At 62.1% G+C, this 21,378-nt stretch carries 18 protein-coding genes and 1 tRNA gene; all 19 read right to left on the bottom strand.

Annotated features, from left to right (window positions below; genetic code table 11):
- Nucleotides 1-5: 5 nt before the first annotated feature.
- Nucleotides 6-2,321 carry an MMPL family transporter gene (locus IPI56_03600; GenBank protein ID MBK7544825.1) on the bottom strand — a complete coding sequence of 772 codons (2,316 nt, stop codon included), beginning with the start codon at nt 2,319-2,321 and terminating at the stop codon, nt 6-8.
- Between the two features lie 42 nt (nt 2,322-2,363).
- A complete protein-coding gene (locus tag IPI56_03595; GenBank protein ID MBK7544824.1) occupies nt 2,364-3,236 on the bottom strand; it encodes a hypothetical protein in 873 nt (290 codons plus the stop codon).
- Between the two features lie 49 nt (nt 3,237-3,285).
- Nucleotides 3,286-4,158 carry a ThiF family adenylyltransferase gene (locus IPI56_03590; GenBank protein ID MBK7544823.1) on the bottom strand — a complete coding sequence of 291 codons (873 nt, stop codon included), beginning with the start codon at nt 4,156-4,158 and terminating at the stop codon, nt 3,286-3,288.
- Nucleotides 4,159-4,209: 51 nt separating this feature from the next.
- Complete coding sequence (locus IPI56_03585; protein ID MBK7544822.1) at nt 4,210-4,575, bottom strand: acyl-CoA thioesterase; 366 nt, start codon at nt 4,573-4,575, stop codon at nt 4,210-4,212.
- 61 nt (nt 4,576-4,636) lie between these two features.
- Entirely contained in the window at nt 4,637-6,286 is a 1,650-nt protein-coding gene (locus IPI56_03580) for a diphosphate--fructose-6-phosphate 1-phosphotransferase (GenBank protein ID MBK7544821.1), read from the bottom strand.
- A gap of 66 nt (nt 6,287-6,352) precedes the next feature.
- Nucleotides 6,353-7,432 carry a class I fructose-bisphosphate aldolase gene (locus IPI56_03575; GenBank protein MBK7544820.1) on the bottom strand — a complete coding sequence of 360 codons (1,080 nt, stop codon included), beginning with the start codon at nt 7,430-7,432 and terminating at the stop codon, nt 6,353-6,355.
- An 82-nt stretch (nt 7,433-7,514) separates the two neighbouring features.
- A complete protein-coding gene (locus tag IPI56_03570; protein ID MBK7544819.1) occupies nt 7,515-8,561 on the bottom strand; it encodes an acetyl-CoA carboxylase carboxyltransferase subunit alpha in 1,047 nt (348 codons plus the stop codon).
- Nucleotides 8,562-8,603: 42 nt separating this feature from the next.
- Nucleotides 8,604-9,293: a hypothetical protein gene (locus IPI56_03565; protein ID MBK7544818.1), complete on the bottom strand. Its 690-nt coding sequence runs from the start codon at nt 9,291-9,293 to the stop codon at nt 8,604-8,606.
- 92 nt (nt 9,294-9,385) lie between these two features.
- Nucleotides 9,386-11,194: an ABC-F family ATP-binding cassette domain-containing protein gene (locus IPI56_03560; GenBank protein ID MBK7544817.1), complete on the bottom strand. Its 1,809-nt coding sequence runs from the start codon at nt 11,192-11,194 to the stop codon at nt 9,386-9,388.
- 299 nt (nt 11,195-11,493) lie between these two features.
- Nucleotides 11,494-11,570: transfer RNA gene (locus IPI56_03555), tRNA-Pro, on the bottom strand.
- 317 nt (nt 11,571-11,887) lie between these two features.
- Nucleotides 11,888-12,421 (bottom strand): YceI family protein, encoded by a 534-nt coding sequence (locus tag IPI56_03550; GenBank protein MBK7544816.1) that lies wholly within the window; start codon nt 12,419-12,421, stop codon nt 11,888-11,890.
- Nucleotides 12,422-12,432: 11 nt separating this feature from the next.
- A complete protein-coding gene (locus IPI56_03545; protein MBK7544815.1) occupies nt 12,433-13,020 on the bottom strand; it encodes a hypothetical protein in 588 nt (195 codons plus the stop codon).
- 111 nt (nt 13,021-13,131) lie between these two features.
- Nucleotides 13,132-14,136, bottom strand: a complete 1,005-nt coding sequence (locus tag IPI56_03540; protein MBK7544814.1) for a hypothetical protein — start codon at nt 14,134-14,136, stop codon at nt 13,132-13,134.
- A gap of 19 nt (nt 14,137-14,155) precedes the next feature.
- Nucleotides 14,156-15,364 carry an energy transducer TonB gene (locus IPI56_03535; GenBank protein ID MBK7544813.1) on the bottom strand — a complete coding sequence of 403 codons (1,209 nt, stop codon included), beginning with the start codon at nt 15,362-15,364 and terminating at the stop codon, nt 14,156-14,158.
- Nucleotides 15,361-15,795 (bottom strand): biopolymer transporter ExbD, encoded by a 435-nt coding sequence (locus IPI56_03530; GenBank protein ID MBK7544812.1) that lies wholly within the window; start codon nt 15,793-15,795, stop codon nt 15,361-15,363. Before IPI56_03530 ends, IPI56_03535 begins: the two co-directional genes overlap by 4 nt.
- Nucleotides 15,792-16,220, bottom strand: coding sequence for a biopolymer transporter ExbD (locus IPI56_03525; protein MBK7544811.1), 429 nt, complete (start codon nt 16,218-16,220; stop codon nt 15,792-15,794). Before IPI56_03525 ends, IPI56_03530 begins: the two co-directional genes overlap by 4 nt.
- A gap of 37 nt (nt 16,221-16,257) precedes the next feature.
- A complete protein-coding gene (locus tag IPI56_03520) occupies nt 16,258-16,881 on the bottom strand; it encodes a MotA/TolQ/ExbB proton channel family protein (GenBank protein MBK7544810.1) in 624 nt (207 codons plus the stop codon).
- 40 nt (nt 16,882-16,921) lie between these two features.
- Entirely contained in the window at nt 16,922-19,915 is a 2,994-nt protein-coding gene (locus IPI56_03515) for a tetratricopeptide repeat protein (protein MBK7544809.1), read from the bottom strand.
- A gap of 29 nt (nt 19,916-19,944) precedes the next feature.
- Nucleotides 19,945-21,375 (bottom strand): PorV/PorQ family protein, encoded by a 1,431-nt coding sequence (locus IPI56_03510; protein ID MBK7544808.1) that lies wholly within the window; start codon nt 21,373-21,375, stop codon nt 19,945-19,947.
- Between the last annotated feature and the right edge of the window lie 3 nt (nt 21,376-21,378).

Raw genomic sequence — 21,378 nt, 5'->3', positions numbered from 1 at the left:
TCCTCTTAAGGCCGATTGAAGAAACGCCGCGCGGGGGTTCGGCTCCAGAACAACAACCACGCGGGCAAAAGAAACACGTCGGCCAGTACGCCCGTCACAAGGACGAACACATTGAGCAATCCAAAATGGAAAATAGGCACGAACCGGCTGAGCAGGAGCACGCCAAACCCCAACGTCAGCACCAAAAAGGAAGTCAGGACGGCCTCCCCTTTTTCACGCATCACCGACAGGACCGCGGGCTCGACCCCGTCCCCCCCCCGCCGGCGCTCCCGGTAGTCCATCATGAAATGCACCGTGTCGTCCACCACAATGCCAAAGGCCGCCGCGGCGATCAACGCCGTGCCCGTGTCGAGCGCCACCCCGGTGTAACCCATCAGCCCGAAATTCAAAACGATGGGGAACAGGTTCGGCATTAGAAAGAGCAGGGCCAAACGGAACGACCGCAACACCAACCACATCACCAGCCCGATGGACGCCACCGATTGGAACAAGTTCTTGGCCTGGTCCTCCACGATGACCCGCGCGGTGTTGATTTCCTGGGCCATGTAACCCGTGATTTTAATCTCGAAAGGCGTGTCGAGGGCGGCGGTGTGGGCTTCGATTCGCCGGGCGATCTCCCCCAGGCGCCCCAGGCTGTGTTCCGACAAATGAATCATGATCCGCGCGTGCCGGAAATCGGGGGTGACGAAATCCTCCAGATCGTCGGCGTTGTACAAGAGGAGGAATTGCTCCACCAGGCGCCGCGTCGCGGGGAGGACCGAACGGCGGGGGTCTTCATCGTAAAAGGACATGTTCATGTCTTTCAAGTAATCCACGAGCGATGTGGTCACGTCCACCCGGGGCAACCCGGCCGCGAAAGTTTGGAGATCCTCCAAAACGGCCAGGGCGGCGGGGTCTTTAAAGGCCCCGGCCGTCGGCCCCCGAACGGACAAACTCAGGTCCTGCGTGCCGCACAGGCGGTTTTCAATGAACTCGACGTCCTGTCGAATGCGCTCGTGCGGCCAGAAAAACTTTAAAAAATCCGTGTCCACCCGCACGCGGCCGACCCCCGCCGCGGCCACGGACAACACCACCGCCCCCACCGCGAGAATCGTCCCCGGGCGGGCCCGCACGGCCCGTTGGCAGGCGGCCAAGGCTTTTTGCAGGAGGTGCGGATTTCCCAGGTCCCGCTCCCGGTAGAGGGCCGCCGCGCGGAATCGCAACAGCAGAGGCGCCAACAGCCCGAAGGTGAAAACGAATTCCAAAACCATCGCGGCCGCCGCCACGATGCCGAATTCGGCGATGGCTTGAATGCGGTTGTTGGCGAAGGAGGCGAAACCCAGGGCCGTGTTGACGCTCGTGAGAAGGCACGAAAAGATCACCCCCCGCAGGGCCGCGGCGAGGGCGTCCCGCGGGTCCGGGTGAGCCCGCAGGGTGTCCGCCTTCAGACGACCGAACACGTGCACCGTGTCGGCCAGCGCCAGGGAAACACACAGGGGGACCACAATGGTCGTCACCGTGTTCAACGCGAAGCCGCACAACGCGGCGAACCCCATCGTCGACCCAAGGGTGACGCCGATGTTGAGCATCGCCAACGCGAACAAACGTCCGCTGCGAAACACCCAAAGCACCGTCCCCCCAACCAGGATCAAGACCAGCGGCAAAAAACGCACCAGATCGCGGTTCATGAACTCGTCCAGGGCCACGTTGGTGACCAAATACCCCGCCAAACGGTATTCCCCCTGCGGCAAAGGGTGACGCGCCAAAATCTCCCGGGTTTTGCCCAGAAGCCGTTCGTGGTAGGTGGGGTCTTCGGGTCGGTGGTGCGCGTAAACCACAATCGCCCCCACGCGCCCGTCTTCGGACACCAATTGGCGGCGGTAGAGGGGGTGGGCGACCGCGCGGCGGCTCAATTCCGCCGACTGGGCCGGCGACGCCGGCAGGGTTTTGAGGAACTTTTCAGCGACAAAGGCGTCGCCGTCCCCCACCGTGTCGGTGACGTTGGCCAGGCTGGTGACGTCCAACACCTCCTCCAGGCCGGACAGGTCCTGGGTCAACGCCCGCAGACGGCCCAGGGACCCCGCTGAAAAAAACGCCTCGTCTTCGAACGCGATGAGGAAATACTCCTCTTTGGGAAATTCCTTTTTAAACTCGCGAAAATAGCGGGCCGCGGGGTTGGTCCAATCCAGGAAGACGTCCACGGAGCTGGCCGTGGTGAGCCGGGGAATCTGGGCCATCAGGAAAAAGGCCAAACCCCCGACCAGTCCGGGGAGAATCATCGACCGGCGCGCGATGAACGCGGCGGCGCGGCCGCGCCAATCCCGCTCGGGCGCCTTGGTCACGGGCGATCCCGGCGGCCGGATTGAAGGGAAAGGGACACCTTGTTACCAGTGCCCGGACAGTAAAAGGTTGTAGTCATCTTTGCTCATCCCGTGGGATTTCAGGACATATTCAAGCTTCTCCCCCTGGAGACTCTTCAGCACGTCCGATTTCTCAACAAAGAAACGATGGAGGTCTCGAGGACTCAGGCGCAATTTCGGCTCCAGGACCTCCCGCGGAATGGCTTTATCAAGCGCGCAACGAAACAGCGCGATTTTGAAATTTAGCCATGACAGGGGTTTTTTCAAAGCGGCGCGGAGCGCTTTTAAATCGATCCGCTTGGCGACGGCCGGTTTGGGCTTGACGTGCGTTTCGTCAAACCCGAAGTGTTTGACGCCACCGATCACGTCGAGCGGGAAATATTTGAAAGACATCCGCTTGGGATCGGGGTTGGTCACGAGACAGCCGTCGTCCAAGTCGGTAAAATACAAACCCCATTGCAGGGCCAGGCGAAACATCGTGAAAATAAAAGAAAGTTTTTCGGGGTCAAAACCCAATAACCGCTTGCGCTTGAACAGACCGCCTTTGACCGCGAAGTATCCCACTTCGCCTATTTTCCGGCCCCCCGCGCGCAGAGCGTCCGCCTCCGGCCCGTACCCACCGTCCATCGGGAGACCGAGCGGCGAGTCTTTAAACGCCGAGAGGGTGATAACGACTTCCCCTTCCTTGACCCCGATGAACACCCGGGTCTCTTCGGGCAGGAGGTGGTGGACCCCAACGCGGATCGGCGCTTTGTAACGTGCCGGCAGGATGAGGCCGCGTTTCGCGTATTCCCGGTAGACCAGGGAAAGAGCCTCCTCCATCTCTTGGGGGGTCGTGGCAATCTTGTATTCCACAACCCCCAAGGTCGCGAACCGCTTTGTCAGCGAGGTCCCCATCCCCTTGTCCCTTTCGCGCGGTTGATTCATGAAGGTGGAGGGCCGGCGATCACGCGGTCGCGTCTCCCAAAGTGAATGTGCCGGTCTCGACCAGCCGGTCGAGATCCACGAGGTGGAGACGCGGGGCGGCCGCCACCGGACGCCCGGAAACAACGCGCACCGCCAACGTGGCCGCCAGGGCGGCCACGGCGGCGCCGCCGGCGGCCACCTGGGAAGCCGGGCACGGGGTGCCGTCTTCCATCACTCTCAACGCCTCGGCCATGACCCCGACAATCGCGGGATTCAGTTGGCCGGCCAGGGCGCGCATCAACCCGGCGAACCGCTCCGTGTAGGACGCCCCGTCCACAGATCCGGTGGAAGGGAGGCCGAAGAGCGACCGGGCGGTGCATGGTCCATCGGGAGGGAAATAGAACCCCACCGCCCCCCACCCCGCGGAGAGGCAGGATAAAAGAGGCGTTTGGGCCTTCCGGGCGGCGTCGTGCAGGGCGATCAGGTCCGGCAAACTGAGAAAATCGATGGTGTCCATAACCAGGTCGGCGTTCCCCACAAGCGTCGCCGCGTTTTCCGCGCTCACACGGCGGGCCACCGCGGCGATCTCCGCTTCGGGGAAAATCGCCAAAAGTCGGTCCCGCAGGGCATCGACCTTCCGCCGGCCCACATCCCCTCGGCCGTAGGCTTGACGGTTCATGTTGTGGGCGGCGACGGTGTCATGGTCCACCAGCGTCAAATGGACGAACCCCGACCGCAACAACGACTCGGCGATCGTGCTGCCCAAACCACAGCCGGCCACCAAAACGCGGGTCGCACGGATCTTTTCTTGACCCCCCGGATCGATGTACCCGCGGTTGCGCAGGGTGAAATCGCGGTAGGGTCCCGGGTCGGCGGGAAGGTCCTTGGGCATGGCGGTGTCCTTTCGATGCATCGTTCTCATCGAAAGTTTACCCCCGAAACGGAGGGTTTTCAATCGTCGGTTTTAGACGGAGGGGCGGACGAGCGGGACCAACAGTTCCCGCAGGCGCGGGGGCACGGCCACGGGCTTCCAGGACTTATTGACGAAGGGGTGTTTGGTGGTCCCGCGCACCAAGGTTTTTCCCGTGTCGGCGTTGACGACCTCGTAGGCGAAGGTCATGGAAGCGCGGCCCAAATCACAAATACGTGTTTTGATTTTGAGCAGGTCGTCGTAATGGGCCGGGGACAGGTAACGGAGGTTCGCCTCCATGGCGGGAAGAAAAAGGCCCTCCTCCTCCAGATCGCGGTAACGCACCTTGGCTTCGCGCATCAACTCCGTGCGCCCCCGCTCAAACAGGATCAGATAGTTGGCGTAATAGACCACGCCCATCCGATCGGTGTCGGCGTAGGAAACGCGGAAATCCAACTCGTGAACGGTCACGATGGGCCGGCTATCGGGATTCCAAAAGAAGCGTTTGGGTGGGGACGTCGGTCACCGCCGCCGGACCGAAATACTGGATCGGCCCGGGGAACACGTAATCGTCGTTCTTGGCCCAAGCCGCCCGGGCGGCGGCCAGGGCGCCGAAGGGGCGACCGTTCAACACCACCAGCGCCTTTTGAATCACGGGCTTGTCTTTGCCTTTTCGGCGTTCCATGTTCATCATCATTGTTAAAGGAACGCCCCCGGCCTTCCATTGGCCGGCCGGCTTCGTCAGATTTTGAATCGACGACAGGTAACCGGTCAGCCCGTTCAGGGCCAAAACGGCGGCGTTGAATCCCAGGGCGTAGCAATAGGTCGCGTCGAAATTCGACGGGGCCCCGCAGCGGCCCTCGTAGCCGAAGAAGTGGGTGATGGCGGAGAACTTACCCCCGTCGCCGCCGGTCTTTTTCATTTCCGACAGTCGGGTTTTGACCATCTCCACCAAAAGTTTTTCGGTCTCGATCTGGGACACCGTCACGTTCCCGTGGGGGTCGCGGTCCAGCATCAGCTGGATTTGGAGGGCCTCGGGCAAGGAGGTCAACAGCGCGGCCGTTTCCCCCGACAACATTTTGCGGACGATCTCGCGCTTTTCCGCGAAGGACGCCGCGTTTTCCGCCTGGGGAAGGGCGTCGTTCAGCTCGGAGATCAGGCGCCGCATTTCGGGAATGAATTCAATGAGACCTTCGGGGATCAAGACCAGGCCGTAATTCTTCTTTTCGGCGGCCCGCGCCATGATCACGCCGGCGATGCCGTCAACCACCTCGCCCAGGGTTTGTTTCCGGGCCAACACCTCTTCGCCGATCAAGGCGATGTTGGGGTGCGTCTGGAGCGCCACCTCCAGCGTGATGTGGGAGGCGCTCCGGCCCATCAGACGGACGAAATGCCAGTACTTGCGGGCCGACAGGATGTCGCGCGCGATGTTGCCCACCAGTTCGGAATAGATCTTGGTGGCGGTGTCGAAACCGAAGGAGGTCTCGATCCGCTCGTTCTTCAAATCGCCGTCGATGGTTTTGGGCACGCCCACGACGCTCGCCGGGAGCCCCTCGGTTTTGAAATATTCCGCCAAAAGGGCGGCGTTGGTGTTGGAGTCGTCGCCCCCGACCACCACCAGGGCGTCGAGTTTGTTGGCCGCGATGTTTTTCTTGGCGGCGGCGAACTGCTCGGGCGTCTCGATCTTGGTCCGGCCGGATTGGATCAAATCAAATCCGCCGGTGTTGCGGTAGGCGGCCAGGACGGCCGGGGTCAGTTCCAGGACTTTGTTGTCCAAAATGCCCGAGGGGCCGCCCAGGAAACCGAACAGTTTGTTTTTGGCGTTGGCTTTCTTCAGGCCGTCCAACAAACCCGCCAGCACGTTGTGCCCGCCGGGCGCCTGTCCACCGGACAAGACCACGCCCACCCGCACCGCTTTTTTGGTCGCGCCCGGGTTTTTCCCCTTGCCGAAGGAGACCACCGGAAGACCGAAGGTTTTCGGGAACACCGCGCGCAGGGCCTCCCCGTCGGTGACGCTCCGGGGGACCTTCCCCCCCTGGGGCCGCACCGTCCCCGGTCCGGCCTTAAACACGGCGGGCAGAGTCGGTTTGAATTTGAGGCGCTCTTTTTGAAGCGGAGAGATGGGGCTCATGGCGTGACCTCGTTTGAAAAAACCTCCCCGGCCCCGCGGGGGGCCGGGGAGGTGTTGAACAGTGGATTAAGCGATGGTGACGGACTTGTCCAGGTAGACGTCCTGGATGGCCTGCAACAGGGCGGCGCCCTCTTTCAAGGGGCGCTGGAAGGCCTTGCGGCCGGAGATCAAGCCCATGCCGCCGGCGCGCTTGTTGATGACGGCCGTGCGCACGGCGTCGGCCAAGTCGGAGGAGCCTTTCGATTCGCCGCCGGAGTTGATCATGCCGGCGCGCCCGGCGTAGCAGTTCAACACCTGGTAGCGGCAGAGGTCGATGGGGTGGTCCGTCGTCAGGTCCGAGTAGACCTTGGGGCTCGTCTTGCCGAACTTGACGGCGTTGTAGCCGCCGTTGTTTTCGGCCAATTTTTGCTTGATGATGTCGGCTTCGATGGTCACGCCCAGGTGGTTGCCCTGGCCCGTGAGGTCGGCGGAGACGTGGTAGTCCTTGTCGGCGGTTTTGAAGGCGTTGTTGCGGACGTAGCACCAGAGCACGGTGAACATGCCCAACGCGTGGGCCTCGGAGAACATTTCCGAAATCTCCTGCAGTTGGCGGCGGCTCTCCGGGGAGCCCCAGTAAATGGTGGCGCCCAGGGAGGTGCACCCCATGTCGTAGGCCTGCTTGACGCGCTTGGTGAAGAGCGTCTGGTCGGGGACCTGCGGCAAGGACATGAGCTCGTTGTGGTTGATCTTGAGCATGAAGGGAATCTTGTGGGCGTATTTGCGCGCCACGGCGCCCAGCACGCCGAAGGTCGAGGCGACGGCGTTGCAACCGCCCTCGATGGCAAGCTTGACGATGTTTTCGGGGTCGAAGTAATCCGGGTTGGGCGCGAAGGAGGCGCCGCCGGAGTGTTCGATGCCCTGATCCACGGGCAGGATCGACACGTACCCCGTGCCGCCCAGGCGGCCGGTGTTCAATAAGTTCTGAAGGTGGCGGAGCACGGCCGGCGAGCGGTCGGAGGCGGTCCACACGCGGTCGACGTAGTCGGCTCCGGGCAGGTGCAGGCGGGACGCCGGCACCTTGGCCTTGTAGGTCAAAAGATTTTCGGCGTCTTTGCCGAGCAACTCGGCGATGGAACTTTTCTTGGGCGCTTCGACGACACTGCTCATGGGTGTGAATCCTCCGTTTAATTTCCGTGCCGGACCGGCCGGTCCCGCCCCGCGGGGCGAAAGACCCGGCCCCGGGCGCGGATCAAGATTGTTCGGCTTTTTGCGTCGCGGCTTTGCTTTTGCGGCGGGGCGCGGCCTTGAGCTTCTTGCCCTCTTCCACATCGAACCGCCCGAGCACGCGGTATTTCTGGTACCGCTTCTCCAGAAGCGCCTCGGCCGACAGGCCTTTCAAATCCGCCAAATGGCTCAAAATCGCTTTCTTAAGGGCCGCGGCGGTCGCGTCCATGTCCCGGTGGGCGCCGCCCAGGGGTTCCGCGACGATTTCGTCGACGATGGAGAGATCTTTCAAATCGGTCGCCGTGATCTTGAGGGCGCGGGCGGCGTCGGCGGCCCGGGCCGCGTCGCGGTACAGGATGGAGGCGCACCCCTCGGGGGAGATCACCGAATACCAGGCGTTTTCCATCATCAAGAGGCGGTCGCCCACGCCGATGGCCAGGGCCCCGCCGGACCCGCCTTCGCCGATCACGCAACAGACGATCGGCACCGCGAAACCCGCCATTTCCCGTAAATTCTCGGCGATGGCCGTGGCCTGGCCGCGCTCCTCGGCGCCGATGCCCGGGTAGGCGCCGGCGGTGTCGATGAACGCCACGATCGGGGCCCCGAACTTGGCCGCCATGCGCATGAGGCGCAGGGCCTTGCGGTAGCCTTCCGGGTGGGGCATGCCGAAGTTGCGCGCCATGGACTCTTGCAGGGTGCGCCCCTTTTGGTGCCCGACCACCACGACGGCCTGGCCGTCGATGTAGGCGGGGCCGCCCACGATGGCCTTGTCATCGGCGTAGTGGCGGTCGCCGTGGAGTTCGATGAAATCGGTGCAGACGCGGGCGATGTAGTCGAGGGTGTAGGGGCGGCGGGGGTGGCGGGCGATCTGGACGCGTTGCCAAGGGGTGAGCTTGCCGTAAATATCGCGGCGCAACTCCTCCAAACGCTGGCGCAGGGCGCCGATTTCCCCGCCAATATCCACCCCTTCGTTGGCCTGGGCGGTTTTTTCCAAAGCCTGGATCTGCTCCTCCAGGTCGAGGAGGGGCTTTTCGAAATCAAATCCCTTAAATGTCGAGGTGTGTTCGGCCATGGCCGTCACCATCCTTGATCGTTTTGGCCGGCTCTCGCCGGGCTAAAACCCTCCGGAATACGCAAGGCGCACCATCCGCTCCCGGTCGTAACCGGGGCCCAACAGGTCGCGAAAATCGAACTCCACCGAAAAACTGGGCGAGACCCAAACCTCGACGCCGGCGTTCACTCGGCTGTCTTCCATGTGGTGGACGTTGTCCCATTCCGCTCGCAGGCCCAGAATGTCTTGAAACGAATAGCGCAACCCCGCGAAACCGTAGAGCCCGTCGTCTTGAAACCCGAATTTGTTGACGCCGGCGTGAAGGCTCAAATTGGGCACGAGGATTTCCCCCGAGCCCACGATGTAGACGCCTTTTTCCGGAAGGCGGTACTCGCCTTCCTTGTCGTTGTAGTAGGCGCCTTGGCCGTCGTAACCGATGGCGATGGCCGGCCAGTAGCGGCGCCCGTCAAAAACGCGCCACCGGGCGTGGATCGTGGGGGTGTTGAAATCGGCGGAACCGCTGCCGATGAACCCCTCCGTGTCGATTCCCAGGCCCATGTTGAACCGCGAAAAAACGCCGAAAGTACCCTTGGCCAGCATCCCGCCGCCGCCGTAAAAGCGAAACGAGGCGTCGTAGCCGTAGCGGTCGACCACTTCGGCCGTGGGCACGTCGATCAAGTCGAGAATCGGCGGGGCCGCGGCGCCCACCACGGGGATGAAAAGGAACGCAAACAGCGCAAATTTGGATTTCAAACGGCCCTCGTTTGGTTGAGAGATTTGTCTTGGAGGGGACCCTCTCCCCCGATGGGGAGGCGTCCGGCATATCTTTCTTATTATACCAGTTTTTAGGCTTCTTTCGCCAAGGCCGCCCGGGCTTCGGCCAGTTCGGCTTCCCGGCCCTTGAGGGCCTGGTCCAGCTCCATCAACTTCTTGTAGTCGCTTTGAATGAAAACCGAGCTCAAATCGCCGTTCAAATCGGCGATTTCCTCTTCCAACGACCGTATTTTCTGGTTGATCTTTTTGCGGCGTTTGGAACGCTCTTTTTCGGCCTCCCGGAGGCGCCGCAGGTCCTCCGCCGACCCCTTGACCCAGGAGACCTCCGTCCCTTTTTGACCGGGCGACTTGGGCGGGGAAGTGTCATCGGCGGGCGAAGAGGAAAAGGCGTAGGCCGCCTGGCGGAGGAAATCGTCGTGGTTGCCGGCGTAGAGCCGGGCCCGGCCCTTGTCCACGTGGGCCACGTGAGTCGCCAAGGCGTTGACGAAATAAAGGTCGTGGCTGATGAAGACCAGCGTCCCCGGAAAATCCCGCAGGGCGTCCACGAGGGCCTCCACGCTGGACATGTCGAGGTGGGTGGTCGGCTCGTCCAATAGCAGCAGGTTCGGGGGGTCCAACAACAGCTTTGCCAACGCGAGGCGGCTCTTTTCCCCCCCGCTCAGCACGGCCACCTGTTTAAAAACGGCGTTGTCCCGGAACAAAAAGGTGCCCAAAATCGTGCGGACCAGCAGGTCCGGGTTCATGCGGCGGGTGTCCATGGCCTCCTGAAGGACCGTGCGGTCGGGGCGCAGGGATTCCCAACGGTGTTGGGAAAAATACCCCGCTTTGACGTTCAAACCCAGGACGCGTTCCCCCTTTTCAAAAGGAAGGACCCCCGCCAAAATCTTCAACAGGGTCGATTTGCCCGCCCCGTTGGGGCCCACCAGGGCCACCTTTTGCCCCCGTTCCAACTCGAAATCGAGACCCTCGTAGACTTTCACGTCCCCGTAGGCCTTGTGAATGCCTTGAAGGGACAGAACCCGCACGCCGGGCTTCTCGGGCTGGGGAAAGTTGATCTTGACCTTGCGGATTTCCGGCGGAATTTCGATCAACACCTGTTTTTCGATCCATTTAATGCGGCTCTGCACCTGGGGCGCCTTGGCCGCCTGGGCTCGAAAGCGATTGATGAATTCCTGGGCGTCGGCGATTTCCCGCTGTTGGCGTTTGTAGGCCTCCAAGCGCTGCTCTTCCTCCCGCTCCCGCGCCGCCAGGAAATTCTCGTAGTCGCCCGGGTATTTGTTGAGCTTGCGTTCCCGCAAATCCAAAATGCCGTGGGCGATGGCGTTCACGAAGGCCCGGTCGTGGGAAATCAGAAGAAGGGTGGACTTGCTCTCCAGCAGTTTGTTCTGGAACCAAAGAAGCGAGTCCAAATCCAAATGGTTGGTGGGCTCATCGAGGAGCAGAAGGTCCGGGTCTTCCAGCAGAAGGCGGGCGATGGCGATGCGCATGCGCCAGCCCCCGGACAGGGCCGTGGCCGCGCGGTCGAAATCCGAAACGCGGAAGCCCAGGCCCATGAGGATTTTCTTGGCCTCCGCCCCGCGGCGCTCCGCCGTCGCCGGGTCGGCGTCCCCGTGGAAGGCGGCGAGGGTTTCCTCGATTACGGTGCCGTCGCCGATGTCGGCGGTCTCCTGGGGCAGATAACCCACCTTAAGACCCCGGGGGTAGGAGATCACCCCGTCGTCCGGCGTGTCGGTTCCGCGAAGGATGCGAAAAAGGGTCGATTTCCCCGCCCCGTTCGGGCCCATGAGGGCGTAGCGGTCCCCCGCGTTCATTTGGAGCGACGCGCCGTCAAAAATGACCTGTTGGCCGAAGGCCTTATGGAGGTCTTGAACGTTGAGCATGGATATGGGTAAGGGAGCGGGATTGTAGAATAAAAAACGTCGGGGTGACTGAACTTGAACTGGGCTCCCCCGCCCCACGGCGGGGAACACCCCCAAATTCAGGCCCTCGGCGTTCCGCCGAGCGCTTCCGCTGGGCTCCCCCGCCCCACGGCGGGGAACACCCCCAAATTCAGGCCCTCGGCGTTCCGCCGAGCGCTTCCGCTGGGCTCCCCCGCCCCACGGCGGGGAACACCCCCAAATTCAGGCCCTCGGCGTTCCGCCGAGCGCTTCCGCCCACGGCCCTTTTCTTGAACTGAAACTGGTCGGGGTGGAGGGACTTGAACCCACGGCCTCCTGCTCCCAAAGCAGGCGCTCTAGCCAACTGAGCTACACCCCGGTCACTCTAAGACCATATTGCCCAGGGTAGTCCTCGCGGTTTGTGCGAGGGCACCCCGAAAAATCTTATGAGCGCCTAACCGCTTTGGTCGCCCTGGACGGCTGAAGCCGTCCGCGCCATACGTGTGCCCCCGGCACACGGCGCCCCACGCAGGCGCTCTAGCCAACTGAGCTACACCCCGGTCACTCTAAGACCATATTGCCCAGGGTAGTCCTCGCGGTTTGTGCGAGGGCACCCCGAAATAAGGATTATAGCTTTAAAAACATCGCGCCCCGGCCGTTTAATACAGCCGGGGCGCGAGGAACAAAATGTGCGGTTTAGCGTTTAGCCCAGGTCATCTCCGCGTCGATGGGCACCTCGGCTTTGATGGCCATGCCGAGGAGCGACGGTTTCGGAATTTTGAAATCGTCCACGTTCAACGGAACGACGCCCTTGAACGTCAGCCCCCCGTTGGCGCGGCCGACGACAGTGAACGGCACGGCCCTGTACGTGTGGCTTTGACCCGAGAATTCAATGCCCAGGTCGGCGGCGAAGGAATCCCCCGCGGGAACCGCCGGCATTTTAACGGTCACTTTGACCATCGGGAAAGTCGCGCCCCGGGTGGTTTCGATCATGTGCAGGTCGCGGTTCGTGTCGCCCGAGTCGAAACTGTTGACCGGAGCGGCCACGAGGAATTGGCATCCCCCGGCGTCGCACAGGCCCTTCCCTCGGGAAAGGCGACTCGTTCCCTCGACCTTGTGCAACCGATGGGTCACGCGGTAGGTGAGGGTGGAGGATTGCAAAACCCAGTTTTCCGCCCGGGCCACGACGGACAGAAAACCCAAAAACGACAGCAGCAAGAGTCGGCGCATGGGGGCGGGGATTAGAAGTTGAAGACCATCACGAGCATGGCCGCCAGGTACGAACCGGCGGCGACCCCCGCCACTTCCCGATGGTATTTGGCGGAACCGTGAATGCTCTCGCCTTTTTCCGCCTGTTTGTAGGCTTGGTACCCCAGGATCGGGGCGGCCACCATGGCCGGGAAGTGAACCCAGGCCAGGGCTTTATGCAGTTTGGTCAAACCTTTGTTTCGCCCGGCGGTTTCCCCTTCGGGCGCGGCCAGGGCGAACCCCGCCGTCGTCAAGTACATGGCGCCCGAGGCGATGCCCAGCATTTTGTGGGTGTCTGTTTCCGACTCGACGTCCGCGGGGTTGCCGCCTTCAAATTCCGGGGCCGTCATCACCGTCGCCAGGATGGGCACGGCCGTCACCAACCCAAGGATCTGATGGGTCTTTAACATGCGGGAGCGTTTATGAAGTCGGGCCTGCATCGCGGGGTCCGATTTCATTTGGTCGGCCTGAAAACCCAAATCGTCCAAGGAAAGCTCTTTCGCCTCCGCCGCCCAGGATCCCGGGACCGCCAACCCCAAACCCACCCAAACCGCCAAAATTGATTTCAAAATGTTTTTCATTTTTCCCCCATAACAGTTGGACGCTAAGGTCTATATAGATCTTATTGAAGAGGACGAACATGACGGACGTCATGATTCACGGAACGAGAGGAAACCCGTCCCGCGGGGGGATCAACGGAGGCGAATGACGAAACGGGTGACTTCTCCCCGGTCTTTGATGGGGCTGTAGGTGTATTTGACGCTGTCCGGAGGCAATTGCAAATCCTTGGTGATTTTGTCCGTCAGCCGGCGCTGGCGTTCCTTGATCGGGTCCCCCTGGGGGGCCTCGGTCTGGAATTCCAAGGAAAAGGGGTAAGTGGAATATTCGCGCAGGACATCCAGCGTCCGCTCCAAAATCGGCACGGCGTCGATGGAAACTTTTTCGTCCTTGAAGAGGAATTTCGAAGAAATCTCAACGATGACGTTGCGTTTGTCCTGGTATTTCAAATGCCGGAGGGTAAAAGCTTTCCCCAGGGTCGTGTGGGTGTTTTGGAATTCGTCGATGGTGATGAAGCGGAAGGAATAGGCCGCGGCCACGCGGATCATTTGCCCTTTGGCGTCGATCCCGTCCCAGACGATCTCCTTGACCGGGTTGCCCTTGCCGGAAATGATCTTGATGACCTCCCCCAGGTCGTTGGTCACTTCCAACCGCCAACCGGTGACGGTGGTTTTGGGCGGAGCGGGCTGGAAACTGATGAGCGGGGGCTCGGCCAGGTCCGGCAACCAGGGCCGGGCGGTCTGGTTGGAGGTCAACCGGTCGAAATGGTCGTAATCCTCCTGGTCGGGAATGGTTCGGGGCCGCTCCAAAAGCTGTTCCGTCTTGTCCGTCACCGAATCCACGATCTCTTTGACGTCCAATTTTATTTCGGGGGAGGATTTCTCGATAAGCACTTTGTCTTTGGCTTGGCCCGTCACCTCGTAAGAACCCAGGTTCTCGCTGGCTCCGCCGGTGGCGGGGGCCGCGGCGGAGGGGGCGGGCTGATCCGGGGGCGGCGGCGTGGGCGCCTTTTTGGTGGTCGGCGCGGTTTTTTTGGCCGCGGCCGGCTTGGCCCCGTCCTTGGTCGCCGCCGGGGCCGCACGGAGCGCGCCCCCGTTGAGAGCCATCACCACCACCAAGATTCTCGCGAGAAGTCTCATGCGGTTCTCCTTGAACGCCTCAAAGCGCCCGGAACTTGAAAGTGATCAAGCCCCATTGTTCCTGTCCGTACTGGGAGGAGGGCAGGGGCTCGAATCGCCACTCGGACAACGCTTTCAGCGCCGCGTCGTCCAATTTTTGGTAGCCCGACGAGCGGGACACCGTGATGTTGTTCTTCACGACCCCGGTGTGGAACACGTAGAACCGCAGGGACACCGTGGCGATGAGACCCTTTTCCCTCGCCCAATCGGGATAGGGCGGCAACTGAAGATACAAAATCTTTCGACCGGACAGAGGGCCGGTGATCTCAAAGGGGGATTTTCCCCCGCCGGTCCCGGAGCCGCCCCCGCCGCCGGAGCCGATGCCCGAGAGGGATCCGCTTTGCCGTCCGCCACCGCCCGACACGTCGCTCGGAATACCGTCGAAGGCGCCGCCCACCCCGGAGAGACCGGTGCCGGTGCCGCCGCCCTTGTCGGTCAAAGCGCCACCGCCCCCGCCGGAACCGTGCCCGGCGCCGTCGCCGCCGCCGGTGCCGCCGCCGGTGCCGAAAAAGCCGGTGGAAATCTTCTTGATGCCCTTGTCGCTCCGGGCGCCCACGGCGATGCGCGGCGCGTCCTCAAGGCCCGCGGGCAGTTCCCCCTCGGGCGCGCGCTTGACGGCGAAGGGAAGATCCCCCGCCCCGACGCGGAACGCCGTGTTCGATTTTTCCTTCAAGGTGCCGCCGCCCGCCACCAGGGGGCCGGCCCCGATGCCGCCGGGGGCCAGGGTCGCCTGGGATTTGATGTTGGACACGTCCACGGTGCCGGCCAGGGAGCCGGCCGTGCGGGTCTTGTCCGACAACCGGTCGGACCCCAAAATGGATTCGATTTTTTTCGCCGTCGAAATGGGTCCGGCGCTGCCGGTGCCGGCCAGTTTGGCGGGCTCCGGGGTGGGCTGGAGGAATTTCTCCATCGACACCGGCTTGCTGGCCAGGCCGATCTTCTGTTGAATCTTCTTGAAGAACGTTTGCTTGGGCTCCTCGACTTCTTTCTTCACCGGGGGCGGTTCGGGTTCCGGCTTGGCCTCTTCCTCGATCACGAAATCGACGCCGACGATGGGATCCCCCGTGGGGCCAAGGTCCGGGCGCGCCTTCCAAAACAACAAGGGCGCGTGCAGAATCAGCGCCGCCGCGAGGAAAACCATCTCCCGGGGCTTGCCGAAGACGTGGTCGTTGAGCTCGAGGGCCGTCACGGGTTGGCCGCCAGGGCGGTGCCCGGACGCTGTTTCGTCGCCACGGCGATGCGTTTGGCCCGGGTTTTCACCTTAATCAATTCCATCAAATTTTCCACTTCGCTGTAGGGCACGGACCGGTCCGCCCGGATGATGACGATGGGGTTCTTTTTGAGCTTGAGCTGGCGATCGAGCGTGCGCGGGAGCTCCGTGATCGGCACGATGTTTTCGTCCACGGCCACCCGCAGGTCGGTGCCGAGGGAAATCGATATGTTGAGCTCTTTGGTCTCGGAGGTGTAGGCCTCGGGCAGTTCCACTTCCATGTTGGGGATGTTCATGACCGGCGCGGCCACCAACATGATAATGAGAAGAACGAGCGTGATGTCGATGATGGGGGTGATGTTGATGCCGGAAATCCCGCCCGAGCCGCTTTGGTCGCGGACTTTCTTCATGACTTGGCCGCCTTTTTCACCAACGACAGCTTCTCCGCCCCGGCCTGTTTGGCGATGTCCAGCGCGGTCACCATCCGCCCGTGGGTGACCCCCTTGGCCGCCGTCACGATGACCGTGCGGTCGTCCTTGCGGGACAGCTCCCCCCGCAAGTTCGCCAGCAATTGCAATTCGGTGGTCAGCGGGTTGGTGTTGAGAACGTAGGCCTCGGGACGCACTTCCAGGAAGAGGGGCTTTTCCTTGACCGTGCGGTCGGCCTCGACGGCCACCGCCCCCCGCGAGGCGAACACCTTGATCATGGACTGCATGACCATGGGGGTGATGAGCATCAGGATGATCAGCAACACCAGCGACACGTCGGCCAGGGGCACGACGTTCACTTCGCTGATATCTTCGCCTTCGCCTTTTTCAATCGAGGAGCGTTTCATGGCTGTTTAATAAGACACCCCGGGGGCCGTTATGTTCCTACCGTTTTTCCCCGAAAATCGATAGGAGGAGCCGCTGGCCGTAGGTGTTCATTTCCACCAAAACGGCGCGCAGACGGAAGTTAAAATAGTTGTAGATCATGGCCGCCGGCACGGCGACCACGAGGCCGGCCACCGTAGTGATCAACGCCTCGGAAATACCGGCGGCGACCACCGACGGGCCGCCCGACCCCGACTTGGCGAGGTCGTGAAAGGCGCGCAACACGCCCAACACCGTGCCCAACAACCCGATCAAGGGCGAAATGAAGCTGATGGTCCCGAAGAGGCCCACCCGCTTGCGCAGGATTTCCTGGCCCTCTTCCTTTTCAATGACCATGCCGTCCTCGGCGTCGAGGCGGGACACCAGGGACCCCTCGAGGCCGGCCTTGAAGACCTTGGAGAACACCCCGGAGGACACCTCGCAAAGGGCGATGGCGTCGCGAAGGCGCTTTTCGCGGATCAAGCCCACGATGCGCTCCCAGAGCTCCCGAGGGAACGTGGCTTCCCGACGAAAAATCCACATCCGCTCGAATGAAAAGGCCACCAACAACACCGAAAAAATCAAAATGGTGCTGATGATGGGCGGGTTCACCATGAACCACTCTTTGAAGCCCATTTGCATCATGATGCGTTCCTCCCTTGGATGTCCAGCGTCAAAACGAAGCTCAACGGCCCTTCAATTCGCGAATCTTTTCTTGCGCCACTTGACGCCATTCGGCGTTGGGGCTGTAGGACGCGATGTCCTGGTAAATTGCGACGGCCTGATCCTTGGCCCCTTCCAGCTCCAGCATCTCGCCCAACATCACGAGGCCGGCGAGGCGGAATTTGTTGTCCCGGGGCGTCAGCCGCCGAAGGGCCTCGTAGGCCGCCTTTTCTTCCGTGGGCGCCTTGAGCTTCTTGTAGCAACGGCCCTGGGCGAAGAGCGCCTCGAAAATCTCCATCTTGTCGCCGGGCACCTTTTTGTAGGTGTCCACGGCTTTCACGTAATCCTCCGCCTCCTCGTACAACTGGCCCATCTGGAGGATCGACGCCGCGACTTGTGGATCGTCGGGGTAGCGGCGGAGGAAGTTGCTGTAGGCCTCAATGCCCTGGAAGGGCTGGCCCGCCTTGGCGTAACAGACGGGGATATTGACGGCCGCGTCGCGGGCCTTGGGATCACCGGGGTGGGCTTCGATGAAGTCCGTAAAGGCGATGGCCGCCTCGGGGTAATTCTTCAAGCTGAAGTACGAAACCGCCAATTTAAACCGCGAATCCTTCGCCAGCACGTCCTGCGGGTAGCTGACGATAAAATTCTTGAAGTTCGTCACCGCGGCCTCGTAGTCCCCCTTCAGGAACGACGAATCCGCCTTGTAATAATAGGCCTGGAGCGCCTGGGTGCTGTTCGGGAAGTCGAGGATCAACCGCTGGAAATAATCCAGGGCCCTGTCGTAATCCTTCCGGTTGTAGGCCTCGGCGCCCAGTTCCCAATAGATGTCGGCGGTGAACTTGCTTTGGGGAAATTGGGCGATCATGGCCTTCAGGTCGTCGCCGCTTTTCCCCTGCTTGTAATAGGCCATTTGAAGGAGTTCCTGCACCTCGCCCGTCTTTTCGTCGTCGGGGTACTTCTCCATGAAGGCCTTGTATTGGTCGATGGCGCGCGGGATGTCGCCGGCGTTGTAATGGCACTGGCCCATCATCAACAGGGACTCTTTCGCCAACGGCGTGCCCGCGTACATTTCGGTGACGCGGCGGAAGGAGCCGTAGGCCTGTTGGTATTGGCCCAGGCCGAAGTAGGTGCGGGCGACCTGGAAGTTCGCCTCCGGCGCGAGGGAGCTGTTGCGGTAGCGGGCCAGGATCACGCTCCATTTTTTGATGGCCTCGGTGAAAAATTCCTGGCGGTAAAGGGCCAGTCCGGCCTGATAGTGGGCGCGGTCCGCGCGGGGGTCGTCGGGGTATTTGTTGATGAAGTCCTCGTAGAACCCCACCGCGCGTTCGTACTCGCGCTTGTTGAAATAGACGTCGCCGGAATCCAACAGCGCGGTCTTTTTGACTTCCGGGTCGTCGGCCCCCTGGGACAATTCGCGGGCGCGCGCCTGCATTTCGATGGCGCGGTCGTAATCGCCCATGCGGGCCAGGCTGGCGGCGATGCCGAGCGTGGCGCTGGGCACCAAATCGGTCGCGCGGTAGTTCTTCAACAACAGTTCGTAGGTTTGCTTCGCCAACTCAAATTGCCCGATGTTGAAATAGGATTCGGCCACCCAGTAGTAGGTTTGCGCCTGCCACGGGGTGGGGCTGGCGGGGGCGCTCTTGAGGATGGCGTAGACGTGGGTCACGACCTCGGCGTGGCGCTGGTCCTGCACCAGGGCCACGGCCATCAGGTAGAGGGCCTTTTCGAAATAGGCGGTGTTGGGGTAACGGTCCAACAGGAACTGGTAACTGTCGATGGCTTCGGTCCGTTTTTTCATGAGGTGCAGGCAAAGACCCTTGATGAGGGAGGTCTTGGCGTGCAATTCGCCCCATTCAAAGTCCTTAATAAAACGGTTGGCGCGGGACACCGCCATGTCGTACTGCCCCTGCACGGCCAGGGACCAAATCACCTTGTACTGGGCGTCCATGGAGTAATCGTCAAGGGCGACCAGGCCGCTGAATCCCGTGATGGCCGGCCCCAGCTCGTTTTGCCGCAGGGCGATTTCGGCGAGCAAATACTGGCTGGCCGGACCCGAAATGTTTTGCGGGAATTCCTTCACGAGTTTCGCCCAGTTTTGGCCGGCGGCGGCGAAGTTGCCGTTCTGGAAATTGACGCACCCCATGCGGAAGAGCGCGAAGGGTCGCAGAGGGCTTTCCAATTCCTTGTCGTAAATCCGTTTGAAGGAGCTGAACGCCAGCGGGTATTCTTTGGACTGGAAATAGGCTTCGCCCATTTGATACAGACCGCGGTCGGTCCAGGTCCGGGTGGTGTCCCCGTCGACGACTTCCTTCAGCAATTGAGCCGAGGCGATGACCCGGTTCAAAAGCCGCTGGCACACGCCGCGGTAATACAGGCACGCCGGGTCGGCCGGAGCGCGCTCCAAAAGATCCAGGGCGTCTTGGTAGCGCCCCCGTTCCATATGAATCAGGGCCATGGGCACCACGATGGGGGGCAGGTTGGAATACCCCGGGTTTGACTGGAGCAATCGCTGGAAATAAACCTCGGCCTTGTTTTTCTCACCGCGGGCGAGGTAGCAGTAGGCGGCTCCCTTCAACGCCTCGGCGCGAAGGACGGCGTTCTTTTGCTTTTCCACCCAGGCGAAATGGTCCAGGGCCGCCAAATATTTTTTGAGGTTGAAGTGGCATTCGCCGAGCCGCAGCCGCGCGCTGATCACCATCGCGCGGTGCGTCGGGTTGTCGTTCGCGTCGATGAATTCCTTGAATTCCGCGGCGGCGTCGTTCCAGCGGTTTTGACGGAAAAGGGATTCGGCCTTGATGTATTGGGCGGACACGGCCTTCGGGTCGCGACCGAACTGGCGCAGGAAGGCGCGGGCGTCCGCGATGGAAGATTCGTACTTGCCCGATTGGAAACCGCCGGCGATGACGGCGAACAGACGCTCGGCGTCCGGGTTGATCAACTCCGCGCGCACCCCCGCCCACGGCGCCACCAACGCCAAAACGCCCAGCCATCGTCGAACGGTCGTGTGAGTCATCGTGGTGTTCCTCCGCTTCCTTCGTTCATCTACCGCGCCGGCGTCGGCGCGTTTTCCCCGGTGACGGGGCCGGCCGGGGTCGGCGCCCCGGCGCTTTGGGCGTTGTCCGCTTCTTTCGGCATCTCCATCGGCACGGGCGTCTCTTGCGGCGCCGGCGCGGCCGCGGCGGGCGGGGTCGCCGTGTCCGCCCCTTCCAACCCCTCCGCGTCGCCCTTCATCCGGATTTCAACATCCGGCACCTGGTTCGTTTTGTAATCGAGGCGGAACCCCCCGCGCTCTTCCCACGTCTTGCCGTTCTTGTATTCCACGCGGAACAGAAACTTGTACTTGCCGCGTTTGACCGGCCGCCCGCCCTCGTCCATCATGTCCCAGAGGATCACGGTCGGCGGCGAGAACTGCTCCGACAGCGTGCGCACCGGCTTGCCCATCGCGTCCGTGATCGCCAACACGTACCGGTGCACGCGGAACTTCGGCACATTGGTCCGGAACTTGAGCTCGTTGCGCAGGCCCTCGAGATAGATCGACTCCGTTTCCTTCACGATGCCTTCGGGGTCGATCTTGGCCTGGTAAACGTTCCCCCACCGCCAGGTCAGGGAGACTTTGTTGTAGTCCCCCAGGTCCCGTTGGGTGGAAAACGCGTAATCAAATTTCAAATAACGGAACCCGAACCCCATGCCGGCGGTGACGGCGTTTTTCTCATCCCAGCCGGCCCGTAAGCTTAGCAGGGGAGTCGGGGCGTATTCAAGCCCCGCGGTGTAATAAACGCTTTGGCGTTCGGTTTTGTTCAAATCAAAAGCCACGATGAACCTGTCCCGGGGGGCCCGGTAGGCCAGACCCAGGCGGGCCGCGGGGCGGAATTCGTCGGACTCTGAATCGACGGTAATCTTTGGCCGGTTGAGGTTGTTAAGGGTCAGGCCCGTGGAAAAACCGTTCCAGGGCTTGGTGTAGCCGGACAAATCCAAGGCGAGGGCGTTGCCGGAGGCCGAGAAAATTTTCTGTTGAAGGAACCGCAACCGCGCGCCCGCCGACCAGCGGTCGCGGAAGGCCCGCGCGTAGGAGAGGGACGCCGCGTTGTGCAGAATCGATTGGTTGGACCCGGAGGGCTGGTTGAGGGCGTCGCGGTCCTGAAACCCGTCGGACCGCAGCATGAGGTTCGACGCCGCGAGGGACCCGTTGGGCCCCAGGGGAATGCCGACCCCCAGATAGTATAGGTTGGTGCCGAAATTGTAGGGGGCGTACATGGTGATCAACTGGTATTCGTCCAGGAAAGCCAGCCCGGCGGGGTTCCAGTATTCCGCCGAGGCGTCGTCGGCCACGGCCGTGAAGGCGCCGCCCATGCCCAGGGGCCGGGCCCCGGCGCCCTGCCGCAAATAATCCCCGGCGTCCCCGAACACCGTTTCCGCCCGGACGACGGACAATCCCGCCGCCACCAACGCCACCGCGCCCAGCCACCGCCGCATCGT

The organism is Elusimicrobiota bacterium, from assembly GCA_016706425.1.
Classification (GTDB): domain Bacteria; phylum Elusimicrobiota; class Elusimicrobia; order FEN-1173; family FEN-1173; genus JADJJR01.
This window is presented reverse-complemented; position numbering and strand designations above follow the sequence as displayed.